At 71.1% G+C, this 20,347-nt stretch carries 21 protein-coding genes; 7 read left to right on the forward strand and 14 right to left on the reverse strand.

What is annotated here, in order from left to right:
* Positions 1-155 precede the first annotated feature (155 nt).
* The 3 genes from AB0B29_RS08550 (at position 156) to AB0B29_RS08560 (ending at position 3,036) form a co-directional block, all read left to right on the forward strand.
* A complete protein-coding gene (locus AB0B29_RS08550) occupies positions 156-866 on the forward strand; it encodes a trypsin-like serine peptidase (protein ID WP_362235746.1) in 711 nt (236 codons plus the stop codon).
* A gap of 223 nt (positions 867-1,089) precedes the next feature.
* A complete protein-coding gene (locus tag AB0B29_RS08555) occupies positions 1,090-2,091 on the forward strand; it encodes a bifunctional lytic transglycosylase/C40 family peptidase (RefSeq protein ID WP_362235749.1) in 1,002 nt (333 codons plus the stop codon).
* A 246-nt stretch (positions 2,092-2,337) separates the two neighbouring features.
* Positions 2,338-3,036 (forward strand): phosphatase PAP2 family protein, encoded by a 699-nt coding sequence (locus AB0B29_RS08560; RefSeq protein ID WP_362235752.1) that lies wholly within the window; start codon positions 2,338-2,340, stop codon positions 3,034-3,036.
* A gap of 22 nt (positions 3,037-3,058) precedes the next feature.
* On the opposite strand, the gene AB0B29_RS08565 is transcribed toward AB0B29_RS08560, so the two are convergent.
* On the reverse strand, positions 3,059-4,630 hold the full coding sequence (locus tag AB0B29_RS08565; RefSeq protein ID WP_362235754.1) for an FAD-binding oxidoreductase: 1,572 nt from the start codon (positions 4,628-4,630) through the stop codon (positions 3,059-3,061).
* A gap of 91 nt (positions 4,631-4,721) precedes the next feature.
* The gene (locus tag AB0B29_RS08570; protein ID WP_362235756.1) at positions 4,722-4,892 is read right to left on the reverse strand and encodes a hypothetical protein; all 171 of its coding nucleotides are present in this window, start codon (positions 4,890-4,892) and stop codon (positions 4,722-4,724) included.
* Positions 4,893-5,031: 139 nt separating this feature from the next.
* Here AB0B29_RS08570 and AB0B29_RS08575 point away from each other — a divergent pair, with 139 nt between their 5' ends.
* A complete protein-coding gene (locus AB0B29_RS08575) occupies positions 5,032-5,883 on the forward strand; it encodes a hypothetical protein (protein WP_362235759.1) in 852 nt (283 codons plus the stop codon).
* A gap of 85 nt (positions 5,884-5,968) precedes the next feature.
* Positions 5,969-6,142: a hypothetical protein gene (locus AB0B29_RS08580; RefSeq protein ID WP_362235762.1), complete on the forward strand. Its 174-nt coding sequence runs from the start codon at positions 5,969-5,971 to the stop codon at positions 6,140-6,142.
* Positions 6,143-6,163: 21 nt separating this feature from the next.
* Here AB0B29_RS08580 and AB0B29_RS08585 read toward each other — a convergent pair whose 3' ends face one another.
* Positions 6,164-6,541: a metal-sensitive transcriptional regulator gene (locus tag AB0B29_RS08585; RefSeq protein ID WP_362235765.1), complete on the reverse strand. Its 378-nt coding sequence runs from the start codon at positions 6,539-6,541 to the stop codon at positions 6,164-6,166.
* A gap of 204 nt (positions 6,542-6,745) precedes the next feature.
* Between AB0B29_RS08585 and AB0B29_RS08590 the strand changes: the two genes are divergently transcribed.
* Positions 6,746-7,366, forward strand: a complete 621-nt coding sequence (locus AB0B29_RS08590; RefSeq protein ID WP_362235767.1) for a DUF47 domain-containing protein — start codon at positions 6,746-6,748, stop codon at positions 7,364-7,366.
* A gap of 7 nt (positions 7,367-7,373) precedes the next feature.
* Entirely contained in the window at positions 7,374-8,372 is a 999-nt protein-coding gene (locus AB0B29_RS08595) for an inorganic phosphate transporter (protein ID WP_362235770.1), read from the forward strand.
* A gap of 122 nt (positions 8,373-8,494) precedes the next feature.
* On the opposite strand, the gene pstB is transcribed toward AB0B29_RS08595, so the two are convergent.
* The 11 genes from pstB to AB0B29_RS08650 form a co-directional block, all read right to left on the reverse strand.
* Complete coding sequence (gene pstB / locus AB0B29_RS08600; protein WP_020269923.1) at positions 8,495-9,271, reverse strand: phosphate ABC transporter ATP-binding protein PstB; 777 nt, start codon at positions 9,269-9,271, stop codon at positions 8,495-8,497.
* Between the two features lie 72 nt (positions 9,272-9,343).
* Positions 9,344-10,405 carry a phosphate ABC transporter permease PstA gene (gene pstA, locus AB0B29_RS08605; RefSeq protein WP_362235772.1) on the reverse strand — a complete coding sequence of 354 codons (1,062 nt, stop codon included), beginning with the start codon at positions 10,403-10,405 and terminating at the stop codon, positions 9,344-9,346.
* Entirely contained in the window at positions 10,402-11,403 is a 1,002-nt protein-coding gene (gene pstC, locus AB0B29_RS08610; RefSeq protein ID WP_362235777.1) for a phosphate ABC transporter permease subunit PstC, read from the reverse strand. Before pstC ends, pstA begins: the two co-directional genes overlap by 4 nt.
* Before the next feature lie 103 nt (positions 11,404-11,506).
* Positions 11,507-12,637 (reverse strand): phosphate ABC transporter substrate-binding protein PstS, encoded by a 1,131-nt coding sequence (gene pstS, locus AB0B29_RS08615; RefSeq protein ID WP_362235780.1) that lies wholly within the window; start codon positions 12,635-12,637, stop codon positions 11,507-11,509.
* A gap of 247 nt (positions 12,638-12,884) precedes the next feature.
* On the reverse strand, positions 12,885-13,319 hold the full coding sequence (locus AB0B29_RS08620) for an NUDIX hydrolase (RefSeq protein WP_362235783.1): 435 nt from the start codon (positions 13,317-13,319) through the stop codon (positions 12,885-12,887).
* Positions 13,320-13,353: 34 nt separating this feature from the next.
* On the reverse strand, positions 13,354-14,481 hold the full coding sequence (locus AB0B29_RS08625) for a CHAD domain-containing protein (RefSeq protein ID WP_362235785.1): 1,128 nt from the start codon (positions 14,479-14,481) through the stop codon (positions 13,354-13,356).
* Entirely contained in the window at positions 14,462-16,828 is a 2,367-nt protein-coding gene (locus AB0B29_RS08630; protein WP_436845810.1) for an RNA degradosome polyphosphate kinase, read from the reverse strand. Before AB0B29_RS08630 ends, AB0B29_RS08625 begins: the two co-directional genes overlap by 20 nt.
* Positions 16,829-17,044: 216 nt before the next feature.
* A complete protein-coding gene (locus AB0B29_RS08635; RefSeq protein ID WP_362235790.1) occupies positions 17,045-17,974 on the reverse strand; it encodes a hypothetical protein in 930 nt (309 codons plus the stop codon).
* Between the two features lie 40 nt (positions 17,975-18,014).
* The gene (locus tag AB0B29_RS08640) at positions 18,015-19,022 is read right to left on the reverse strand and encodes an ABC transporter permease (protein ID WP_362235792.1); all 1,008 of its coding nucleotides are present in this window, start codon (positions 19,020-19,022) and stop codon (positions 18,015-18,017) included.
* Positions 19,019-19,903: an ABC transporter ATP-binding protein gene (locus AB0B29_RS08645; RefSeq protein ID WP_362235795.1), complete on the reverse strand. Its 885-nt coding sequence runs from the start codon at positions 19,901-19,903 to the stop codon at positions 19,019-19,021. Before AB0B29_RS08645 ends, AB0B29_RS08640 begins: the two co-directional genes overlap by 4 nt.
* On the reverse strand, positions 19,900-20,292 hold the full coding sequence (locus tag AB0B29_RS08650; protein ID WP_104787686.1) for a GntR family transcriptional regulator: 393 nt from the start codon (positions 20,290-20,292) through the stop codon (positions 19,900-19,902). Before AB0B29_RS08650 ends, AB0B29_RS08645 begins: the two co-directional genes overlap by 4 nt.
* Positions 20,293-20,347 lie beyond the last annotated feature (55 nt).

A 20,347-nucleotide genomic window follows, 5' to 3' on the forward strand; every position in this document is an offset into this window, starting at 1 on the left:
TGTTGAGTACGTGACAACAAGACGGTGATCGGAACCCTGACTTCCGCCTTACTGAAGAGGGTGCGGGGCTTACCTGTCGCTGACGGCTCGATGGCCCTGTGATGGGGGCGGCTTGACTGATGCTCCTCTCACCTTCGTCGGGCACAGTCGCTCGGATGAAGCGCGTCCTGACCGTCGCCGTGGTCCTCGTCGCCCTCGTCACCGCGTCCACCGCGACCGCCGACGACGGGGCCGGGCCCTTCGGTGTGACCGTCACCGTGCGCGACGCGCGGGTCGGGGTGCTCCAGAGGGCCGCGGGGGGAGGGCACTTCTGTACGGCGTCCGTGGTGGACGCGCCGCACCGGAACCTGATCGTCACCGCGGCGCACTGCCTGGGCGGCGACGGGGGGCTGGTGTTCGTGCCGGGTTACCGGGACGGGCGTGCGCCCTACGGGGAGTGGAAGGTGGAGCGGCGGTTCCTGCCGCACGGGTGGGTCGAGGGACGGCACGAGGACAGTGACGTGGGATTCGCCGTGCTCGCGCCGCGGGGCGGCAGGGAGGTCCAGGACGTCGTCGGCGGGAACCGGTTCGTGACCGGTACGGCGACGGGGGCCACCGGAGTGACCGTCACCGGGTACCCCGACGCCCGCGAGACGCCCGTCCGCTGCACCGACAAGCCGTCCGCGCTCGGCCGCACCCAGCAGCGCATCGCGTGCCCCGGCTTCAGCGGGGGCACCAGCGGCAGCCCCTGGGTGAACGGGGACGGAGAGGTCGTCGGGGTCCTCGGCGGGCACGACCAGGGCGGGACGACTCCCGGGGTCTCCTACAGCGCGGTGCTCGGCGCGGAGGCCCGACGGCTGTACGGGCAAGCGGCGGGGCATCCGTGACGCGCCACGGTCCCGTGCGCCGGCCGGAGTACGGCAAGCGGCGGGGCATCCGTGACGCGGCGCGACGCCGTGCGCCGGGCGGAGTCGTCGTGCTCTCGCCGTGCTGCCCGTGCGCGCCCGGTTCGCCCGTCCGCTCCGACTCTTCTCCCCGTGATCATTCCCGGGCGTACCGGCCGCCTCTACACTGGCCCACGGACTCCTGGGCGGCGAGGGGCGGTTGACGGTGCGTAAGGCGTGGATCGTGGCGAGCGTTGCGATCAGCTCCGCCCTGGCCTTCGTGATGCTGCTCGTCGTCGGGGTCTATCTCGTCGCCGGGAACCTGGTCAACGGCGTGGGCGGCGGGGCGAAATCGCTGGCCAAGGGGTCGGTGCCCGCAGCGTACGCGGCCCTCGTGCAGAAGTGGGGCAACCACTGTCCCGCCATCAGCCCGGCCCTGCTCGCCGCGCAGCTCTACCAGGAGAGCGGCTTCAACCCCAGGGCCCAGAGCCAGGCCGCCGCGCAGGGCATAGCGCAGTTCATCCCCGGCACCTGGGCCAGTCACGGCATCGACGGTGACGGCGACGGCGACCGTGACGTGTGGGACCCGAAGGACGCGATCCCCTCGGCCGCCTCCTACGACTGCGAACTCGCCTCGTACGTGAGGAAGGTTGGCGGGAATCCGACCGAGAACATGCTGGCCGCCTACAACGCCGGGGCGTACGCGGTGATCAAGTACGGGGGCGTGCCGCCGTACACGGAGACCCGCAACTACGTGAAGCGGATCACGACGCTCGCCGAGAGCTTCGCCGCGCCGGTCGGGCGGGTCGACCCCTCCGAGCAGGCCGCGGCCGCGATCGAGTACGCGCAGAAGAAGCTCGGCACGCCCTATCTGTGGGGCGGCACCGGCACCGCTGAGCAGGGCGGACGCTTCGACTGCTCGGGACTGACCCAGGCCGCCTACGACACCGTGGGCATCAAGCTGCCGCGCGTGGCCAACGACCAGTACAACGCCGGCCCGCACCCCTCGCGGGACGAACTGCTCCCCGGCGACCTGGTGTTCTTCTCGGACGACCTCACCAATTCCCGTGCCATCCGGCATGTCGGCATTTATGTCGGAGGCGGGTACATGATCGACGCGCCCCGGACCGGTGCCGTCATCCGGTTCGACCCGATCGACACCCCTGACTACTTCGGTGCCACCCGTGTCACCGAAGATGGCGCGAAAGCACTGCCCACGACCGTGTGAACCGTGCGTGAACCCACCCCCTGAGCTGCGAAGACTTGTCTCTCTTAGATAACGTCTGCGTGATCATTCGGTGGAGTGTGGAACGTATCAACGGGGACCATGCGTTCCTGTTGACGTAGCCGAGCGGACGTCCATTCGGCACGCGTCACGCACGCGTGCGGCGGAAGCGGATCTACAACCACGGGGGTGGCAGCAGCGGCGCACGCACGGGTGCGCCGGGACAGACGACGAAGGGGCCGCAGCACCATGGCTGGACTCGCCGATTCCGGGTCGAACCCTGACGTCGACCTGCTCTACGACATCAATGGCCTGGCCAAGGACGCACCGCAGTGGTTCGACCGCGTCATGGAGTACGTCGGCGAGTACGGCCTGTTGCTCGCCATCGTCCTGCTCGTGGTGTGGTGCTGGTGGTCCGTCAGGCGGCGTGGCGACGAGGACGCGGCGTCCACCGTCGCGGCGCTGGTCTGGGCACCGCTGGCCGCCGGCGTCGCCGTCCTGGTCAACGTGCCCATCCGGGGGTTCGTGGAGCGGCCCCGGCCGTTCCTGGACCACCAGGGTCTCGAGGTGCTGGTCCAGGGCAAGACCGACTACTCGTTCGTCAGCGACCACGCGACGATCGTCATGGCTCTGGCGGTCGGACTGTTCGTCGCCAACCGGAAGTTCGGGCTCGTCGGGCTCGTGCTGGCGTTGTTCGGCGGGTTCATCCGCGTCTACATGGGTGTGCACTACCCGACGGACGTCGTGGGCGGGTTCGCGCTGGGCACCGCCGTGGCGCTGCTGCTGTCGCCGCTCGCCATGGCCCTGCTGACGCCACTGGTGAAGGCCGTCGAGCGCTCGCCCCGGCTGGGGTGGCTGGTGCGCAGCAGAGGGCGTGCCGAGGGGGAGGACACGGTGCTCCCCGAGGCCCGCAGCGAACGGGCCTCGGAGCGGGATCTCGCCGCGTAAAGGGCCTGAGTGAAAGGACCCCTCACAGCGCCTGGGGATACGTGAAGAAGCGGTCGGGGTCGTACTGCTTCTTCAGCTTCGCCAGGCGCGTCGCCGCATCCCCGTAGTACGCCTTGCGCCAGTCGGTCAGGGTCGGGTCCGTGTAGTTCTGGTAGGCCGCCCCCGAGGCGTGCGGACGCATGGCCTTGTGGGCCGAGGCCAGCCAGTCGCGGGCCGTCGCACCGCTCGTGCCGGCCCGCCAGGCGCCGATGTACTGGGCCAGCATGCGCGAGCGGCGGTGCACGAACGCCGTGGCGGTGGGGGAGACACGGTTCACCGCGCCGCCCAGGGCCGTGAGGGCGATGCTGCCGGTGCCGCCGCGCACCGAGGCGATCTGGGCCAGCAGGGTGCGGATTCCGGCCGTGGACAGGGAGCGGTCGAAGAAGTCCGACGCCGCGGCGTACGTCTCGCGGCCCAGCGCGCCCTTCGGCGACCGGCCCGGGGTCGAGCCGGGCAGATGGCACTGCGCGTCCGTCGGAAACGAGGAGCAGCCCGCGTACACCTCCATCGACTCCTCGTACGAACGGCGCTTCAGGGAGACGCTGCGGGCCGGGGCGCCGACGCGGTCGGCCAGGCGGTCGACGGCGTTCTTCAGCTCGCCGTAGGTGCCCAGGGAGAACGCCGAGACCGAGACGGTCGGGGTGCCGCCCGCGGCGTTCGCCAGGTGCAGGGACGACCAGATCTCGTCGGGCTGCGACGGGCCCCACTCCTGCCAGGCCTTCACCACCGCGGCCGCCTTCGACCAGGGCCAGGACAGGTACGCCGAGACACCCTGCGGCGCCGGGTGGGTCTTGAAGTGCAGCTCCGTGACGACGCCGAAGTTGCCGTTGCCGGCGCCGCGCAGGGCCCAGAAGAGGTCCTTGTTCTCGCGGGCGTCGGCGGTGAGCTGCTTGCCGTCGGCGGTGATCAGGGTGGCCCGGGTGAGGCTGTCGCAGGTCAGGCCGTAGGCACGGGAGACCACGCCGTGGCCGCCGCCGAGGGTGAGGCCCGAGACGCCGACGGTCGGGCAGGAGCCGGCCGGGATCGTGACGCCCTTCGCGGCGAGTGCCCGGTAGACGTCGATGAGTTTGGCGCCGGCGCCGACCACGGCGGTCGTGCCGGAGGCCCGGACGCGGTTGAGCTTCGAGACGTCGACGATGAGACGGCCGTCGCCGGAGGACCAGCCGGCGTAGGAGTGGCCGCCGTTGCGGATCGCCACGCGCAGGGCGTGGGCGCGGGCGTAGGACAGGGTGGTGCGGATGTCGTCCGCGTGGGAGACGTACGCGACCGCGGCGGGCTTCAGGTTGTCGAAGCGGGTGTTGTAGAGCTGCCGGGCCGCGGCCCAGTCGGCGTCGCCCGGGCGTATCAGGGGGCCGTCGAGGTCGCGGGCCAGCGCGGACCAGTTCGCGGCGGTGGTTCTCGAGGTGGTTCTCGAGGTGGTGGAGGTGCGCACGGCGTCGTCGGCTGTGGCCGTGGCCCCGGAGCGGCTGCCCGACGGGGTGCAGGCGGTGGTGAAGGGGGTCGCGGCCGCGGCGATCGCCGCCGTGCCGGCCGTGAGTATCGTGCGCCGTTCCATGGGGCCTCCCGGTGGTTCCGTCCTGGGAGACGGGGTGACGGGGGTGAGGGTTCCATGGCCGGGGCCCCGCCGGGAAGTGTCCGCCACGGTCTCAGCCCGTCGCGTGCCGTTCCGCGTCCGTACGCGCCTGGCTTCTCGCTCTTCGGGCCGGGCCACGCCAGCCACAGATGCAGTGGGCCACGCAGAAACGGCCCTTCTCCATGGTCGTCGTGCGGTGTTCCGGGAGGTTGGGGGGAAGTTCCAGCCCGTCCTGCTGCGCCACGCCGACAACGTTACCCAGCTCAGGTAAACGGTTCGTATGGCGGTCGGTGCGGGCTCGCGTGACGGGGGCACAAAGCCGTCGTTAACCGGAACGACGAGGGGGCCCGTGACGGACGTACCCGGCTGGGGGTAGGCAGGCGATGACTGGGCGGCAGCGGGAAGGGTGGCACAGGCGGACGGGTGCGACGGTCGTCGCCGCCGTGATCCTGGCCGGGGCGGGACTGGGGTCCGCGGGGTGCTCCGGGGATGACGCGGCCGCCGGGGACTCCCGCGGCGGGGAAGCGGTCACCGTGCTGCGGCAGTCCGCCGACCGGCTCGTCGGCGCGGGGAGCTCCAAGGCCCGTACGTCGATGGAGATGGCCGCCGGCGGGACCCGGGTGACCATCCGTGGCGCCGGGGTGTACGACTACCGCGAGCGGATGGGGCGGTTGAAGGTGCTGCTGCCGCAGGATCCCGCGGGGGTGGCCGAGCGCCGGCCGATCACCGAACTGCTCGCGCCGGGTGCGCTGTTCATGAAGAACCGGGGTGCCGGTGTGCCCGCCGACAAGTGGGTACGGGTGGACACCCGGACCCTGTCCGACGGGAACCTCGTCACCGGTGGGGCCACCGACCCGTTCACGGCGGCCGAGGTTCTGCTGGGGACGCGGACGGCGACCTACGTGGGCAGGACGGAGGTCGCGGGAACCGGAGTGCGCCACTACCGGGGGACGGCGGACCTCGCCGACGCGGCCCGGCGGGCGTCGAAGGGGAACGAGGAACCCTTGAAGGCGGCGGCCAAGGGGTTCGCCACCGCCGAAGTGCCGTTCGACGCCTACCTCGACGACGAGGGACGCATCCGCAAGGTCAGGCACCGTTTCAGCTTCCTCAACGGGCAGCAGAAGAGCCCGGTCGCCGTCGCCTCGACGACGCTGCTCTTCGATTTCGGGGCCTCGGTGCGCGTACGGTTGCCCCGGACCGAGGACATCTACGCGGGCCGGATCGCCGAGGAGTGACCGGCGTGAACTAGCCCGTCCGTGCCATGCGCGGTGTGTAGGCCGCTCCCTACTCTAGGAAGTCGGCAACGGCAGAGATGAGGTGATGCACGTGGCTCCGGTCGGCGGTACGGCAGTTCAGGACCACGTGGCCCTCGCCGAGATCGAGCTGTGCGGAGAGCTGATCATCGCGGCCTCGGCCGCCCGCGAGCGGCTCAGTCTGGAAAGCATCGACGAGGTGCTGAAAGTGGCCGAGGAGCGGGATACCTCCAGGGGCTGACCACGGGCCGAGGGGCCCGGCTCACGTCCGCAGCATGCGGGCGATCGCCTGGGTCGCCTCCTTCACCTTCGCGTCGATCTCGTCACCGCCCTTGAGGGCAGCGTCCGCGACGCAGTGCCGCAGGTGTTCCTCCAGCAGCTGCAGGGCGAAGGACTGCAGGGCCTTGGTGGAGGCGGAGACCTGCGTGAGTATGTCGATGCAGTAGACGTCCTCGTCGACCATGCGCTGCAGGCCGCGGATCTGGCCCTCGATGCGGCGCAGGCGTTTGAGGTGCTCGTCCTTCTGCTTGTGGTACCCGTGCACACCGTGGTCGTGATCGGTCGTCGCGTCCGCACCGGCGGTCTCGGCGCTGCCGGTGGTGACATGTACGACATCTGTTGTGTCGGTCACGTCCGTCATCGCTTCCTCCTGGTGGGCAGTGGGCCGACATATACCCCTGGTGGGTATATGGTACCGGAGTTTGCGGGGTATACGGCCCTGGGAACCGCCCCCGTGCTCACCACTGTGCCCGATGGGCGACACTGGTGGGCGGCCCGATAGCCGTGGCCGGATGTTGCGCCTAGCATCAGCCTGACCGAAACCGAAGCACCCCGAGGACCCCACGTGCGCTTTCGTCTGACCCCCAGGGAGACGAGCTTCTACGACATGTTCGCCGCCTCCGCGGACAACATCGTCACGGGCTCCAAGCTCCTGATGGAACTGCTCGGGGCGGACTCATCCGCCCGGGCCGAGATCGCAGAGCGTATGCGGGCAGCGGAACACGCCGGTGACGACGCCACGCACGCGATCTTCCACCAGCTGAACTCCTCGTTCATCACGCCGTTCGACCGCGAGGACATCTACTCCCTCGCCTCGTCGCTCGACGACATCATGGACTTCATGGAGGAGGCCGTCGACCTGGTCGTCCTCTACAACGTCGAGGAACTGCCCAAGGGCGTCGACCAGCAGATCGAGGTACTGGCGCGCGCTGCCGAGCTGACGGCCGAGGCGATGCCGCACCTGCGGACGATGGAGAACCTCACCGAGTACTGGATCGAGGTCAACCGGCTGGAGAACCAGGCCGACCAGATCCACCGCAAGCTGCTGGCACACCTCTTCAACGGCAAGTACGACGCCATGGACGTACTGAAGCTCAAGCAGATCGTGGACGTGCTCGAGGAAGCTGCGGACGCGTTCGAGCACGTGGCGAACACGGTGGAGACCATCGCCGTCAAGGAGTCCTGAGCCCTTCATGGACACCCTCGCTCTGATCGTGACCATCGCGGTCGCGCTCTTCTTCACGTACACCAACGGCTTCCACGATTCCGCGAACGCGATCGCCACGTCCGTCTCGACGCGGGCGCTGACGCCGAAGGCCGCGCTGGCCATGGCCGCGGTGATGAACCTCGCCGGTGCGTTCATGGGCTCCGGTGTCGCCAAGACCGTCAGTGAAGGGCTGATCCAGACACCGACCGGGTCGAAGGGGATGGGCATCCTCTTCGCCGCGCTGGTGGGCGCGATCGTCTGGAACCTCGTCACCTGGTACTTCGGGCTGCCGTCCTCCTCGTCCCACGCGCTGTTCGGTGGCATGGTCGGGGCGGCGCTGGCCGGCGGGACGACCGTCTACTGGAGCGGGGTGCTGGAGAAGGTCGTCATCCCCATGTTCATCTCCCCGGTGGTCGGTCTGCTGGCCGGCTATCTGGTGATGACCGCGATCCTGTGGATCTTCCGGAAGGCCAACCCGCACAAGGCCAAGCGCGGTTTCCGGATAGCGCAGACCGTCTCGGCGGCCGGCATGGCGCTGGGGCACGGTCTGCAGGACGCGCAGAAGACCATGGGCATCGTGGTGATGGCGCTCGTCATCGCCGATGTCGAGGACTACGGCGATCCGATCCCGGTGTGGGTCAAGATCGCGTGCGCCGTGATGCTGTCGCTGGGCACGTACGCCGGTGGCTGGCGGATCATGCGGACGCTGGGCCGGAAGATCATCGAGCTGGACCCGCCGCAGGGCTTCGCCGCGGAGACCACGGGCGCGTCGATCATGTTCACGACGGCGTTCCTCTTCAAGGCGCCGATCTCCACGACGCACGTCATCACCTCCGCGATCATGGGCGTGGGCGCCACGAAGCGCGTGAACGCCGTGCGGTGGGGTGTCGCCAAGAACATCATCCTGGGGTGGTTCATCACGATGCCGGCCGCGGCGATCGTGGCTGCGGCGTCCTTCTGGATCGTGAATCTGGCGTTCCTGTAGCGCGCCGGACGCAGACGAGAGGGCCCGCCCCCGGGAGCCGGGGGCGGGCCCTTTTTCGGCCTCGCGGTGGCACCGCCATGCAGCACCGCGAGGAGACTCGGCGGACCGGATGAGGCGGCGGCTCAGCCGAAGCGGCCGGAGATGTAGTCCTCCGTGGCCTGGACCGACGGGTTGGAGAAGATGCGCTCCGTGTCGTCTATCTCGATGAGCTTGCCGGGCTGGCCGACCGCCGCGAGGTTGAAGAACGCCGTGCGGTCGGAGACGCGGGCCGCCTGCTGCATGTTGTGCGTCACGATGACGATCGTGAAGCGCTCCTTCAGCTCACCGATCAGGTCCTCGATGGCGAGCGTGGAGATCGGGTCGAGTGCCGAGCAGGGCTCGTCCATGAGCAGGACGTTCGGCTCGACCGCGATCGCCCGCGCGATGCACAGACGCTGCTGCTGGCCGCCGGACAGCCCCGAGCCGGGCTTGTTCAGGCGGTCCTTGACCTCGTTCCAGAGGTTCGCGCCCTTGAGGGAGCGCTCGACGATGTCGGACAGCTCGCTCTTCTTGTAGTTGCCGTTCAGCCGCAGTCCCGCCGCCACGTTGTCGAAGATCGACATCGTGGGGAACGGGTTCGGACGCTGGAACACCATGCCGACCTCACGGCGGACCGACACCGGGTCGATGCCCGTGCCGTAGAGGTCCTCGTCGTCGAGGAGGACCTTGCCCTCGACGCGGCCGCCCGAGGTGACCTCGTGCATGCGGTTCAGGGTGCGCAGGAACGTCGACTTGCCGCAGCCCGAGGGGCCGATGAACGCCGTCACCGAGCGCGGCTCGACGGTCATCGAGATGTCCTCGATCGCCTTGTGGGAGCCGTAGTAGGCGGTCAGTCCGCTTACGTCGATTCGCTTGGCCATGACTACTTCACTTCCAAAAAGTCCGGGGGGTCGCTGTGTGGCCCCGCGCGGCGGTAGCCGCAGAGTGTCGCGTCAGCGACCGGTCTTCGGGGCCTTCCAGCGGGCGATCCCGCGGGCCACCAGGTTCAGGAGCATCACGAAGGCGATCAGGGTGAGCGACGCCGCCCAGGCACGGTCGTACGCCGCACCGGAGCCCGCGCTGTTCGCGTACTGCTGGTAGATGTACAGCGGCAGCGAGGCCTGCGCCCCCTCGAAGGGGTTGGCGTTGATGAACGCGTTGCCCCACACCAGCAGCAGGACCGGGGCGGTCTCACCGGTGATACGGGCGATCGAGAGCATGATGCCCGTGGTGATGCCGCCGATGGAGGTCGGCAGGACCACCTTCAGGATGGTGCGCCACTTGGGGACGCCGAGCGCCAGGGAGGCCTCGCGCAGCTCGTTCGGGACGAGCTTGAGCATCTCCTCCGTGGAGCGCACGACGACCGGCATCATCAGGATGGCCAGGGCCAGCGAGCCGGCGAAGCCGAAGGGCTGCATGTCGAACATCAGCATGAGGCTGAGGATGAACAGACCCGCGACGATCGACGGGATGCCGGTCATGACGTCGACGAAGAACGTGATGGCCTTGGAGAGGTTGCCCCGGCCGTATTCGACGAGGTAGATCGCGGTCAGCACGCCGACCGGCGCGGCGATGACCGTGGCGAGTCCGACCTGCTCCAGGGTGCCGAGGATGGCGTGGTAGATGCCGCCGCCGGGCTCGGTGTCGGCGACGACGCCCATGGAGTGGGTCAGGAAGTAGACGTCGAGGACCTTCACGCCGCGCGTGACGGTCGACCAGATCAGCGAGGCCAGCGGGACGACTGCGAGCAGGAACGCGACCCACACGAAGGAGGTCGCGATGCGGTCCTTGGCCTGCCGCCCGCCCTCGACGGCCGCGGCGACGGCGTAGGTGCCGGCCACGTAGAGGATCGCGGCGATCAGGCCCCACTGGACGCGGCTGTGCAGGCCGCCGGCCAGGCCGATGACGATCGCGAGGGCGATCGAGCCGGCGGCGATGGCGTACGGGGACCACTTGGGCAGGCGGGCGCCGCGCAGGGTGCTGGGGCCCTTCGGGGTGACGGTCGCGGTGCTCATGCGTTGGCCCCCGAGTACTCCTTGCGGCGGGCGATGATCGCGCGGGCCGCGCCGTTGACCAGCAGGGTGATGACGAACAGGACCAGGCCGGAGGCGATCAGCGCGTCGCGGCCGAACTCGGTGGCCTCACCGAACTTGCTGGCGATGTTCTGGGCGAACGTGCCGCCGCCCGGGTCGAGCAGGCTGGCCTGGATGTCGAAGGTCGGGGAGAGCACGGTCGCCACGGCCATGGTCTCGCCGAGGGCGCGGCCGAGGCCGAGCATCGACGCGGAGATGACGCCGGAGCGGCCGAAGGGGATGACCGCCATGCGGATAACCTCCCAGCGTGTGGCGCCGAGCGCCAGGGCCGCCTCCTCGTGCATCTGCGGGACCTGGCGGAAGACCTCGCGGCTCACGTTGGTGATGATCGGCAGGATCATGATCGCGAGCAGGATGCCGACGGTCAGCATCGACCGGGGGGCGCCGCCCTCCCAGGAGAAGACGCCGGTCCAGCCGAAGTAGTCGTTCAGCCAGCCGAGGAGGCCGGTCATGTGCGGCACGAGGACGAGGGCGCCCCACAGGCCGTAGACGATGGACGGCACGGCGGCGAGCAGGTCGATCACGTACGCGATGGGCCCGCGCATCCGGCGCGGGGCGTAGTGCGTGAGGAACAGCGCGATGGCGACGGCGACCGGGACCGCGATGACCATGGCGACGATCGAGGAGACGACCGTGCCGAAGGCCAGGACGGCGATGCCGAAGTTCGGCGGGACGAGGTTGGTGTCCCACTGGAAGGTCGTGAGGAAGTTGCCCTGGTCCTTGCTGATCGCGAGGGAGGCGCGGTAGGTGAGGAAGACCGCGATCGCGGCCATGATCACCAGCAGCAGGATGCCCGAACCGCGGGACAGACCGAGGAAGATCCGGTCTCCGGGCCGGGTGGCCCCGCGCGCGGCGCGCTTGTCGACGGTGGGCTGCGAGGCGGGGGGAGGTGCGTCGGTTATCTGTGTGGGTGTGCCCATCGGGTTCTCCGGTCTGCGGAGCCGTACGCGGGGTACGGCCACTGGCGGCGGTGCACCGGACGGTGCGGCCCGGCCCCGGGGAGGAGGCCGGGCCGCACGCGGGTCAGCTCAGGCCCTCGATGGTGGTGCGGACCTGGGAGATGATGTCGGCCGGGATCGGCGCGTAGTCGTTCTCGGAGAGGACCTTCTGGCCGTCCTCGGAGGCGATGTAGCGCAGGAACGCCTTGGTGCCGGGCAGGGTGTCGGACTTGTTGCCCTTGTCGCAGACGATCTCGTACGTGACGAGGACCATCGGGTAGGCGCCCTCGGCCTTGGTGCCGTAGTTCAGCTGCAGGGAGAGGTCCTTGCCCGTGCCGACGACCTTGGCCTCGGAGATCGCCTTGGTGGCGTTCTCGACGGTGGCCTTGACCGGCTGGGCGGCGCCCGTGTCGAGGTCGACCGTCTTCAGGCCGTCCTTGGCGTACGACAGCTCGAAGTAGCCGATGGCGCCGTTGGTCTGCTTCACCTGCTGGGCGACACCGGAGGAGCCGGAGGCGGACTGGCCGCCCTTGGCCTGCCAGGTCTTGCCGCCGTCGTAGGGCCAGTCGCTCTTGGCGGTGGCGATCAGGTACTTGGTGAAGTTGTCCGTGGTGCCGGAGTCGTCCGAGCGGTGGAAGGCCTGGATCTTGAGGTCCGGGAGCTTCGCGTCGGGGTTCAGCTTCTTGATCGCCGCGTCGTTCCAGTTGGTGATCTTGCCGTTGAAGATCTTCGCCAGGGTCGGGGCGTCCAGGACGAGGTTGTCCACGCCGTCGACGTTGTAGCCGACCGCGATCGGGCCGCCGACCATCGGCAGGTCGATGCCCTGGCCGCCCTTGCAGACCTTCTTGGACGCGGTGACCTCGTCGGGCTTCAGCGCGGAGTCGGAGCCGGCGAAGGCGACCTGACCCTGGGTGAACGCGGTGACGCCGGCGCCGGAGCCGCCGCCCTTGTAGTTGATCTGCAGGCCCTGGCAGGCCGCGGTGAACTGCTTCACCCAGGCGTCGATGGCGTTCTTCTGCGCGGAGGAGCCGTCGGCCAGCAGCTGGCCCTTGGCGTCGTCGCACTTGACGTTGCTCGGCGCGGCGGCGTTGGAGGAACCGCCGCCGTTGGAGGCGCCGCCGGTGTCGTCGGAGCCGCACGCCGTGAGGGCCAGGGCGCCGGAGACGGCGAGAGCACCGAGAGCGAGGGCCCGCCGGTTCATGCGCTGAAGCTTCACTTGAGTTCCTTCCAGGAGCCGCCGTCCTGATCGGCGGCGTGCGAAAGACGAGATGTCGCGGACGTGGCCGCACTCAGCAGGCGCGGCTCGCGTCGGTAAGGCCGAAATTAGGCAGATCAGGTGAAGGCGTCGATGGCCGCACATGAACGAGGGGTGAACCCCTGCCTAAGGCCTGGTGAGGTCACGGAATGCTCACGGGGAGAGAACGACGGCATTCCGCTTTTGCGGACGAAACGGTACCGTCCGGTCAACCACCCGCCCGGGGCAGGTGCAGAACGGCGAGCAGCTCCTCGACCAGGGGCCGGTCGTGGGGCTGCGTGAGACGGTCGCGGGCGGCGGCGGGCGTCAGCCACAGCACCCGGTCCACCTCGTCCGTCGGCGAGAACGCACAGCTCACCGCCTCGGCCGCCCAGTAGCGGACCCGCTTGGGGCGGCCGCCCGCCAGGTAGCGCTGGGCGGACAGCTCGGGGCCCGGCACGGCCCGGCAGCCCGTCTCCTCCGCCACCTCGCGCAGTGCTCCGGCCAGTGCGTCCTCGCCACGCTTCAGTTTCCCCTTCGGCCACGACCAGTCGTCGTATTTCGGCCGGTGGACGAGACAGAGCTCCGGCTCGCCGGTGGCCGGGGACCGGCGCCACAGGACGCAGCCCGCCGCCTGGACGGTGGTGTCCTTGGGGGTGTTCACCGTGTTTCACCGCCTCCTGGTGCCGGGCGCCCGGTCATGACGCGCCCACGGTCTCCTTCTGCCAGGCCTGCTGGAACGCGAAGCGCGCCGCCTCCACCTCGTGCCGCTGGTCGGCGTGGAGCACGCCGAGGGCGTACGCCGTGGCCGGGGCGATGCGCGGGGTACGGGCCGCCTGGGCCGCCGCTGCCGCCGCCTCCGAGGCGTCGCGGTGCCGGTTCAGCGCCTGGCCCGCGGAGAGCAGGCGCAGATCCACCACGGCGTTGCCCTTCGGGCCGCTGACGGCCTCGCGGGCGTAGCGGTGCAGGCGCAGCAGCAGCCGGACCTGGTGCCACGGGGCGTCCTGCGGGTGCGGGACCGTGTCCGGGGACAGGCCGTGGACGAGGGCCGTGGCGTTGTACGGGTGCCCCGCGGTGAGCAGGGGGAGGGCGGTCACGGCGTCGGCGAGGCGGTCCTGGGCGGCACGGGCCAGGGGGCGCAGGTCGGTGGTGCCGGCGGTCCTGGTCAGGGGGACCTCGCTGGCCAGGACGGCGACCTTGTCCGCGACGGCGTGGAAGCGGCTGCTGCCCAGGGCCTCCAGCGCCGTGGAGTGGGCCCGGGTGCGGGCGAGGGTCAGCTGGCGGTCGAGCAGGGCGCCCGCCTTCGCCGCACCCACGGTCAGGTTGCCGCGTTCCGGTGCGGAGGCCGGGGCGGTGCGCGGTCCGGCGTCGCGGGGCGCCGCCCTCGGGGGGGCGGGTGCCGCCCCTGCGGCACGACCGCCCGCAGCCGCAGCGGCCTGCGGGGACGGGAGGGCCGTGGAGCCCGACAACCGGTGCAGGGCCGCCAACAGGCGTTCCAGACGGGCCGTGTAGGCGTGCTCCATCGCCAGCGTCCCCGACACCCACGCCAGTTCGGGGCGCATCGTCTCGCACCAGTCCGTGTCGAGGAGGGACTGGAACGAGTGCAGGCTGGCGCTGATGCGGCGGGCCGAGCGGCGCAGGGCGCGGGCCGCCTCGGCGGACCCCTCCAGGCCGTTCGGCCCCGACCCCGTCTCCCGGTGCAGGCGCAGCGCCCGGAGGAACTCCGTGGCCTGGGCCCGCAGATAGCCCGCGAGGGCGTCTCCGGTGGGGACGGGCCCGTCGTGCCTGGACCGGGGGTCGGTGGGGTCAAGGTGTTGCTGTGCCACGCCGGCGCCTCCGGGCGTCTATGAGCATCTCCTGGACGTTGCGCAGGGGCTGTCCGTCCGCGTCGGTCGCATGCCGGGTCCAGCCGCCGTCCGGGCCGAGGTGCCAGGAGGCGGTGGAGTCGGACATGCCGGTCTCCAGCAGCCGGTTCAGGGCCGCCCGATGGGCCGGGTCGGTGACCCGGACCAGGGCCTCTATCCGGCGGTCGAGGTTGCGGTGCATCATGTCGGCGCTGCCGAACCACACCTCGGGCTCGCCGCCGTTGCCGAAGGCGAACACCCGGGAGTGCTCCAGGAAACGGCCGAGGATCGAGCGGACCCGGATGTTCTCCGACAGCCCCGCCACGCCCGGGCGTACCGCGCAGATGCCGCGCACCCAGATGTCCACCGGCACGCCCGCCTGGGCCGCGCGGTAGCAGGCGTCGATGACGGCCTCGTCGACCATCGAGTTGACCTTGATGCGGACGTAGGCGGGCCGCCCCGCGCGGTGGTGCTGGATCTCCTTGGTGATCCGCGAGACCAGGCCGTCGCGCAGCGACTTGGGCGCCACGAGCAGCCGGCGGTAGGTCTCCCGGCGGGAGTAGCCGGACAGGCGGTTGAAGAGGTCCGAGAGGTCCGCGCCGACCTGCGGGTCGGCCGTGAGCAGGCCGAGGTCCTCGTAGAGGCGGGCCGTCTTCGGGTGGTAGTTGCCGGTGCCGACGTGGCTGTAGCGGCGCAGCGTCTCGCCCTCCTGGCGGACCACCAGCGACAGCTTGCAGTGGGTCTTCAGCCCGACCAGGCCGTAGACCACGTGGCAGCCGGCCTCCTCCAGCTTGCGCGCCCACTTGATGTTGGCGTGCTCGTCGAAACGGGCCTTGATCTCCACCAGGACCAGGACCTGCTTGCCGGTCTCGGCGGCCTCGATGAGCGCGTCGACTATCGGGGAGTCGCCCGAAGTCCGGTACAGGGTCTGCTTGATGGCGAGGACGTCCGGGTCGCCGGCGGCCTGCTCCAGGAAGGCCTGGACGGACGTGGAGAACGAGTCGTACGGGTGGTGCAGCAGGACGTCCCGCTCGCGCAGCGCGGCGAAGATGTCCGGCGCGGACGCCGACTCGACCTCGGCCAGGTCGCGGTGGGTGCCGGCGACGAACTTGCGGTACTTCAGCTCCGGCCGGTCCAGGGAGGCGATCCGGAACAGGCCCGTCAGGTCCAGCGGGCCCGGCAGCGGGTAGACCTCGGCCTCGCTGATCTTCAGCTCGCGCACGAGGAGGTCCAGGACCTCGCGGTCGATGGACTCCTCGACCTCCAGGCGCACCGGCGGCCCGAAGCGGCGCCGCATGAGCTCCTTCTCCAGGGCCTGGAGGAGGTTCTCGGCGTCGTCCTCCTCGACCTCCAGGTCCTCGTTGCGGGTGAGGCGGAAGGCGTGGTGCTCCAGGACCTCCATGCCCGGGAACAGCTCTTCCAGGTGCGCGGCGATGACGTCCTCGATGGGGACGTAGCGGCCCGGGGAGCTCTCCAGGAACCGCGACAGCAGCGGCGGCACCTTCACGCGGGCGAAGTGCTTGTGGCCGGTGACCGGGTTGCGCACGACGACGGCCAGGTTCAGGGACAGGCCGGAGATGTACGGGAAGGGGTGCGCCGGGTCGACCGCCAGGGGGGTCAGCACGGGGAAGATCTGGTGCCGGAACAGGGTGAACAGGCGGGCCTGCTCCTTCTCCTGCAGCTCGCTCCAGCGGACCAGGTGGATGCCCTCCTCCGCGAGTGCGGGGGCGACGTCCTCGTGGTAGCAGGCGGCGTGCCGGGCCATGAGTTCGCGCGAGCGGGCCCAGATCATCTCCAGCACCTCGCGCGGCTGGAGGCCGGAGGCGGAGCGGGTGGCGACGCCGGTGGCGATGCGGCGCTTCAGTCCGGCGACCCGGACCATGAAGAACTCGTCCAGGTTGCTGGCGAAGATCGCGAGGAAGTTGGCCCGCTCCAGCAGGGGGGTGTCGGGGTCCTCGGCGAGCTCGAGCACCCGCTCGTTGAACGCGAGCCAGCTGCGCTCCCGGTCGAGGAAACGACCCTGCGGCAGCTGGGGCCCGTCGTACGGCGACTCCTCGTACGCGTCGAGGTCCGCGTCGATGTCGGGTTCCAGATCGGAGACGACGGCCGCCACCGTGTGGGGGCGGTGGGCTGCTATGGAGCCCACGGAGGGCTGCGCGTGCTGGACCTGTGCCTGGGTGTTCGGCTGGCTCATGGACCCATTCTTCCGCGCCGCGAGCATCACGGGCGCGTCGGACAGCACGGGCGGGAGCGAAGACGTCACATCAGTGCTCCCGTTTCCCTCGGGACCCTCGCGGGACGGGGGAGGCTCGGGCACGGCGGGATTCATTGGCCGAGCTTCGCAAGCTCGTCTGAATCGATGGTTACGGAGACATGACGTGCGGGACACCGGGGGGCGGCCCGCGGGCGTCCACAGGGCCGCATGAGGCGCCCGGGGTGCTGCCCACAGGCTGTGGACGGTTCTGGGAGCCTGCGGACCACACGGAGTGTCACCAGAGGTCGGGCCGCGCGTCCATCCCCCCGTGGAAGGACGCGCGGACCGGGTTCAGGGGAGGCGGCGGGCCAGCAGGAGGAAGGCGGCGGCCGTCGCGGTGCCGGCCACGGCCAGCAGCAGGCCGGTCTCCACCCACTGGAGCGGCCAGAAGTGGGACTGCGGGTGGAACGTGGCGTGGCTGATCTGGACGCCGTGGGGGGCGGGGGTGTCCCAGGTGACCTGGAAGGCCGAGCGGGGCAGCTCGATGCTGCCGGGCGCGATGCGGCTGACGGTCGGCCAGAGGTCCTCGCGGTGCCGTTCCAGGAGGTTGTGGAGGAGCAGGGAGGCGGCGAGGGCCACGCCCGCGGCGGGCAGGGCGCGGCGCCACACCAGTGCCGCGAGGGCGCCGAGGGCGAGTCCGGCCAGGGCGTAGGCGACGGCCACCGGGCCCGTCGACACGAACGCGTCCGGGTAGTACCAGTCGCCGACCAGGTCGGGATCGGCGTTCCCGCGCGCCCAGACGTTCAGCAGCACGAGCGCGCCGGTGCCGGCGGTGAGCAGCGCGGCCGGGGCGGCCAGTTTCGCGGCCAGCCAGTGCAAGGGGCGGACGGACTGGGTCCAGGCCAGCTGGGCGGTGCCGCTCTCCAGTTCGCGGCCGATGAGCGCGCCGCCCGCCCAGGCGGCCACGGGGAACATCACCCAGGACAGGGCGGTGGCGAGCACGGCGATGCCGTTCGCGTACACCTCGTCGACGGTGATCGCCTCGACCGCCGCGCAGGAGGGGAGCCGGTCCGTGGGGGGCGTGGCGCAGGCGCTCACGCCCGCCCGGGCCTCGTCCCCCAGGGAGTGCAGCCAGACCAGGGCGGCGGTCGCGGCGGCCAGGGCCAGCAGCGACAGGACCAGGGCCGTGCGGTGGGTCCGCAGTACCGCCCGCAGCAGGCCGCCCCGCTGGGCTCCGGGCTCGGCGGCGGGTGCGGCGGCCGTCGTGTCGAGGACCGTCATACGGCGGCTCCCGTGCGGCGGCGCGGCAGGACGAAGCTGGTCATGCGGCGGCTCCCGTGCGGCGGCGCAGCAGGACGAAGGCGGTCGCGGCGGCCAGGGCGGCGACGGCGAGGAGGAGGCCGGTCTCCATGAGCTGGAGGGGCCAGAAGTGGGAGGCCGGGTGGTAGTCGGTGTAGTAGTCGGCGATGCCGGTCCTGGCCTCGCAGCCGGGCTCGCCCGCGCACGACGGGACCGGGACGCGGGCGCCGGAAGCGGTCAGGGCGCCGGTCTCGACGATCATGCTGTCGAGGCCGGGGGTGCCGTCCTCCAGGCCCGTCACGACCGTCTTCACCGGCCACAGGTGCGGACGCAGTTCGTCGAGGACGTAGACGAGCGACACGACGGCCACGACCGCGACGCCGAGGGCGGGCAGCGCCCGGCGCAGCAGCAGCCCCACCAGGGCGCCGAGGGCCAGGGCGGCCAGGGCCTGGGCGGCGGCGATGGTGCCGTTGATCTCGAAGATGCCGTCGTCGTGCCACGCGCGCCAGCCCATGCCGTTGAGCGGGGCACGGTCCGACGACCACAGCACGCGGTGCAGCAACGTCAGCGTGAGCGTGCCCGTCACGAGCAGCAGGGCCGGGACCGCGAGCTTGGCGGCCAGCCAGCGCAGGGGGCCCACCGACTGGGTCCAGGCGAGCTGGGCCGTGCCGTTCTCCAGTTCGCGGCCGATGAGGGCGCCGCCCGCCCAGGCACCGGTGAGCAGTGGGAGGAGCCTGACGAGGCCGATGGCGACCGCGACGGCCGTCTGGTACCGGCTGTTCGCGGGGCCGGGGAAGTCGCAGCCCAGGTCGGGGCCGCCCTGGTGGCAGCCCATGTTCGTGTACTCGGCCCAGGCGGCGTCCGCGCCCGGTCCCATCGCCCACAGCAGCGCCCCGGCGGCCACCGCCACCAACCCCAGCCAGAACAGCAGCGCCGTGCGGTGCAGCCGGAGCATGGCCAGGAGCAGGCCGCGCGACGGCGAGGTGCGCCGAGTGACGGCCGGTGTGGTCACGGTGCCGAGGGCGGTCATACGGCGGCCTCCCGCGCGTCGAGCAGGAGCGGCGGGGCTTCGGGGGAGCGCAGGTGGGCCAGGACGACTTCCTCCAGGGACGCGCGGTCGCCCTGGAATCCGTCGCCGAGGGGGCCCGTGGGCCGGACCAGGGCGGTCAGCTGGCGGCCGGTGGTGCGCGACTCGACCACCGTGTGCGGGTCGAGGGCCTCGCCCGCCCGGCCGGTGACCAGGGTGTGCGCGGCGAGCAGGTCGTCGAGCGGCCCGGCGAGCCGGACGCGGCCCGAGCCGAGCAGCAGCAGGTGGTCGCAGGAGCCCTCGAGCTCCGCGACGACGTGCGAGGACATGACAACCGTGGTGCCGTGGTCGGCGGCGTCGGCCATGAGCGTGGCCGTCAGCTGGTGGCGGGCGAGAGGGTCGAGGTCGGCCATCGGCTCGTCGAGCAGCAGCAGTTCGGGGCGTTTGCCGAGGGCGAGGGCGAGCGCGACGCGGGTGCGCTGGCCGCCGGAGAGCGTCCGGATCTTCGTGCCGGGGTCGAGGTCGCCCTCGGCGACGATCCGCTCGGCGACCCGGGCGTCCCAGCGCCGGGGGTTGAGGTCGCGGCCCAGCCGCAGGGTCCCGGCGATGGTGAGCTGGGGATACAGCGGCTTGTTCTGCGCGACGTAGGCGAGGCGCTCGCGGGCCGCGGCCGGGGTCGTGCCGAGCACGGAGACGGTGCCCTCGGTGGGGCGGATCAGCCCGGCGGCCAGGGCGAGCAGGGTGGACTTGCCGGCGCCGTTCGGGCCGGTGAGGGCGCAGACGCGGCCCGCGGGGAGCCGGAAGGTGCAGCCGTCCAGGGCCGGGGCGCGGCGTCGCCCGAACCTCCTGCCCAGCCCGGCCGCCTCGATGGCGGTGTCGGTCATGCGTCCCCCTTGAAGTCTGCGAAATGCGCGTCGAGTACGGAAGTGAAGAGGGCGGCCACGTCCTCGCGCTCCAGGCCTGCCTCGCGGGCCCGGACCGCCCAGGCGTCCAGGTCGGCGCGCAGCGGGGAGTCGGCGGGGGCGGTGCTCAGGGCCTTGCGGACGAACGTGCCCAGTCCGCGGCGGGCCTCGACCAGGCCCTCGCGCTCCAGCTCCCGGTAGGCCTTGAGGACCGTGTTCGGGTTGATGGCGGTGGCCTCCACCACCTCACGGGCCGTCGGGAGCTTGTCGCCCGGCTCCAGCAGGCCCAGGCGCAGGGCCTGTTTGGTCTGCTGGACGATCTGGACGTAGGTGGCGACACCACTGCGCCGGTCGATGCGGTACTCGACCACTGCTGCACCACCCTTTCACTAATTGAGTAGTGAAAGGGTGGTGCAGAGGGGCGGG

This window comes from Streptomyces tibetensis (genome assembly GCF_040647715.1).
Taxonomy (GTDB): Bacteria; Actinomycetota; Actinomycetes; order Streptomycetales; family Streptomycetaceae; genus Streptomyces; species Streptomyces tibetensis_A.

Bases quoted from the DNA above. Each gene is read 5' to 3' on its own strand.
- AB0B29_RS08585 (WP_362235765.1), bottom strand. From the start codon at position 6,541: ATGACGGACGTGACCGACACAACAGATGTCGTACATGTCACCACCGGC.
- AB0B29_RS08575 (WP_362235759.1), top strand. From the start codon at position 5,032: ATGACTGGGCGGCAGCGGGAAGGGTGGCACAGGCGGACGGGTGCGACG.
- pstC (WP_362235777.1), bottom strand. From the start codon at position 11,403: ATGGGCACACCCACACAGATAACCGACGCACCTCCCCCCGCCTCGCAG.
- AB0B29_RS08640 (WP_362235792.1), bottom strand. From the start codon at position 19,022: ATGACCGCCCTCGGCACCGTGACCACACCGGCCGTCACTCGGCGCACC.
- AB0B29_RS08645 (WP_362235795.1), bottom strand. From the start codon at position 19,903: ATGACCGACACCGCCATCGAGGCGGCCGGGCTGGGCAGGAGGTTCGGG.
- AB0B29_RS08630 (WP_436845810.1), bottom strand. From the start codon at position 16,828: ATGAATCCCGCCGTGCCCGAGCCTCCCCCGTCCCGCGAGGGTCCCGAG.
- pstB (WP_020269923.1), bottom strand. From the start codon at position 9,271: ATGGCCAAGCGAATCGACGTAAGCGGACTGACCGCCTACTACGGCTCC.
- AB0B29_RS08565 (WP_362235754.1), bottom strand. From the start codon at position 4,630: ATGGAACGGCGCACGATACTCACGGCCGGCACGGCGGCGATCGCCGCG.
- AB0B29_RS08635 (WP_362235790.1), bottom strand. From the start codon at position 17,974: ATGACGGTCCTCGACACGACGGCCGCCGCACCCGCCGCCGAGCCCGGA.
- AB0B29_RS08580 (WP_362235762.1), top strand. From the start codon at position 5,969: ATGCACGTGGCTCCGGTCGGCGGTACGGCAGTTCAGGACCACGTGGCC.
- pstA (WP_362235772.1), bottom strand. From the start codon at position 10,405: ATGAGCACCGCGACCGTCACCCCGAAGGGCCCCAGCACCCTGCGCGGC.
- AB0B29_RS08560 (WP_362235752.1), top strand. From the start codon at position 2,338: ATGGCTGGACTCGCCGATTCCGGGTCGAACCCTGACGTCGACCTGCTC.
- AB0B29_RS08595 (WP_362235770.1), top strand. From the start codon at position 7,374: ATGGACACCCTCGCTCTGATCGTGACCATCGCGGTCGCGCTCTTCTTC.
- AB0B29_RS08550 (WP_362235746.1), top strand. From the start codon at position 156: ATGAAGCGCGTCCTGACCGTCGCCGTGGTCCTCGTCGCCCTCGTCACC.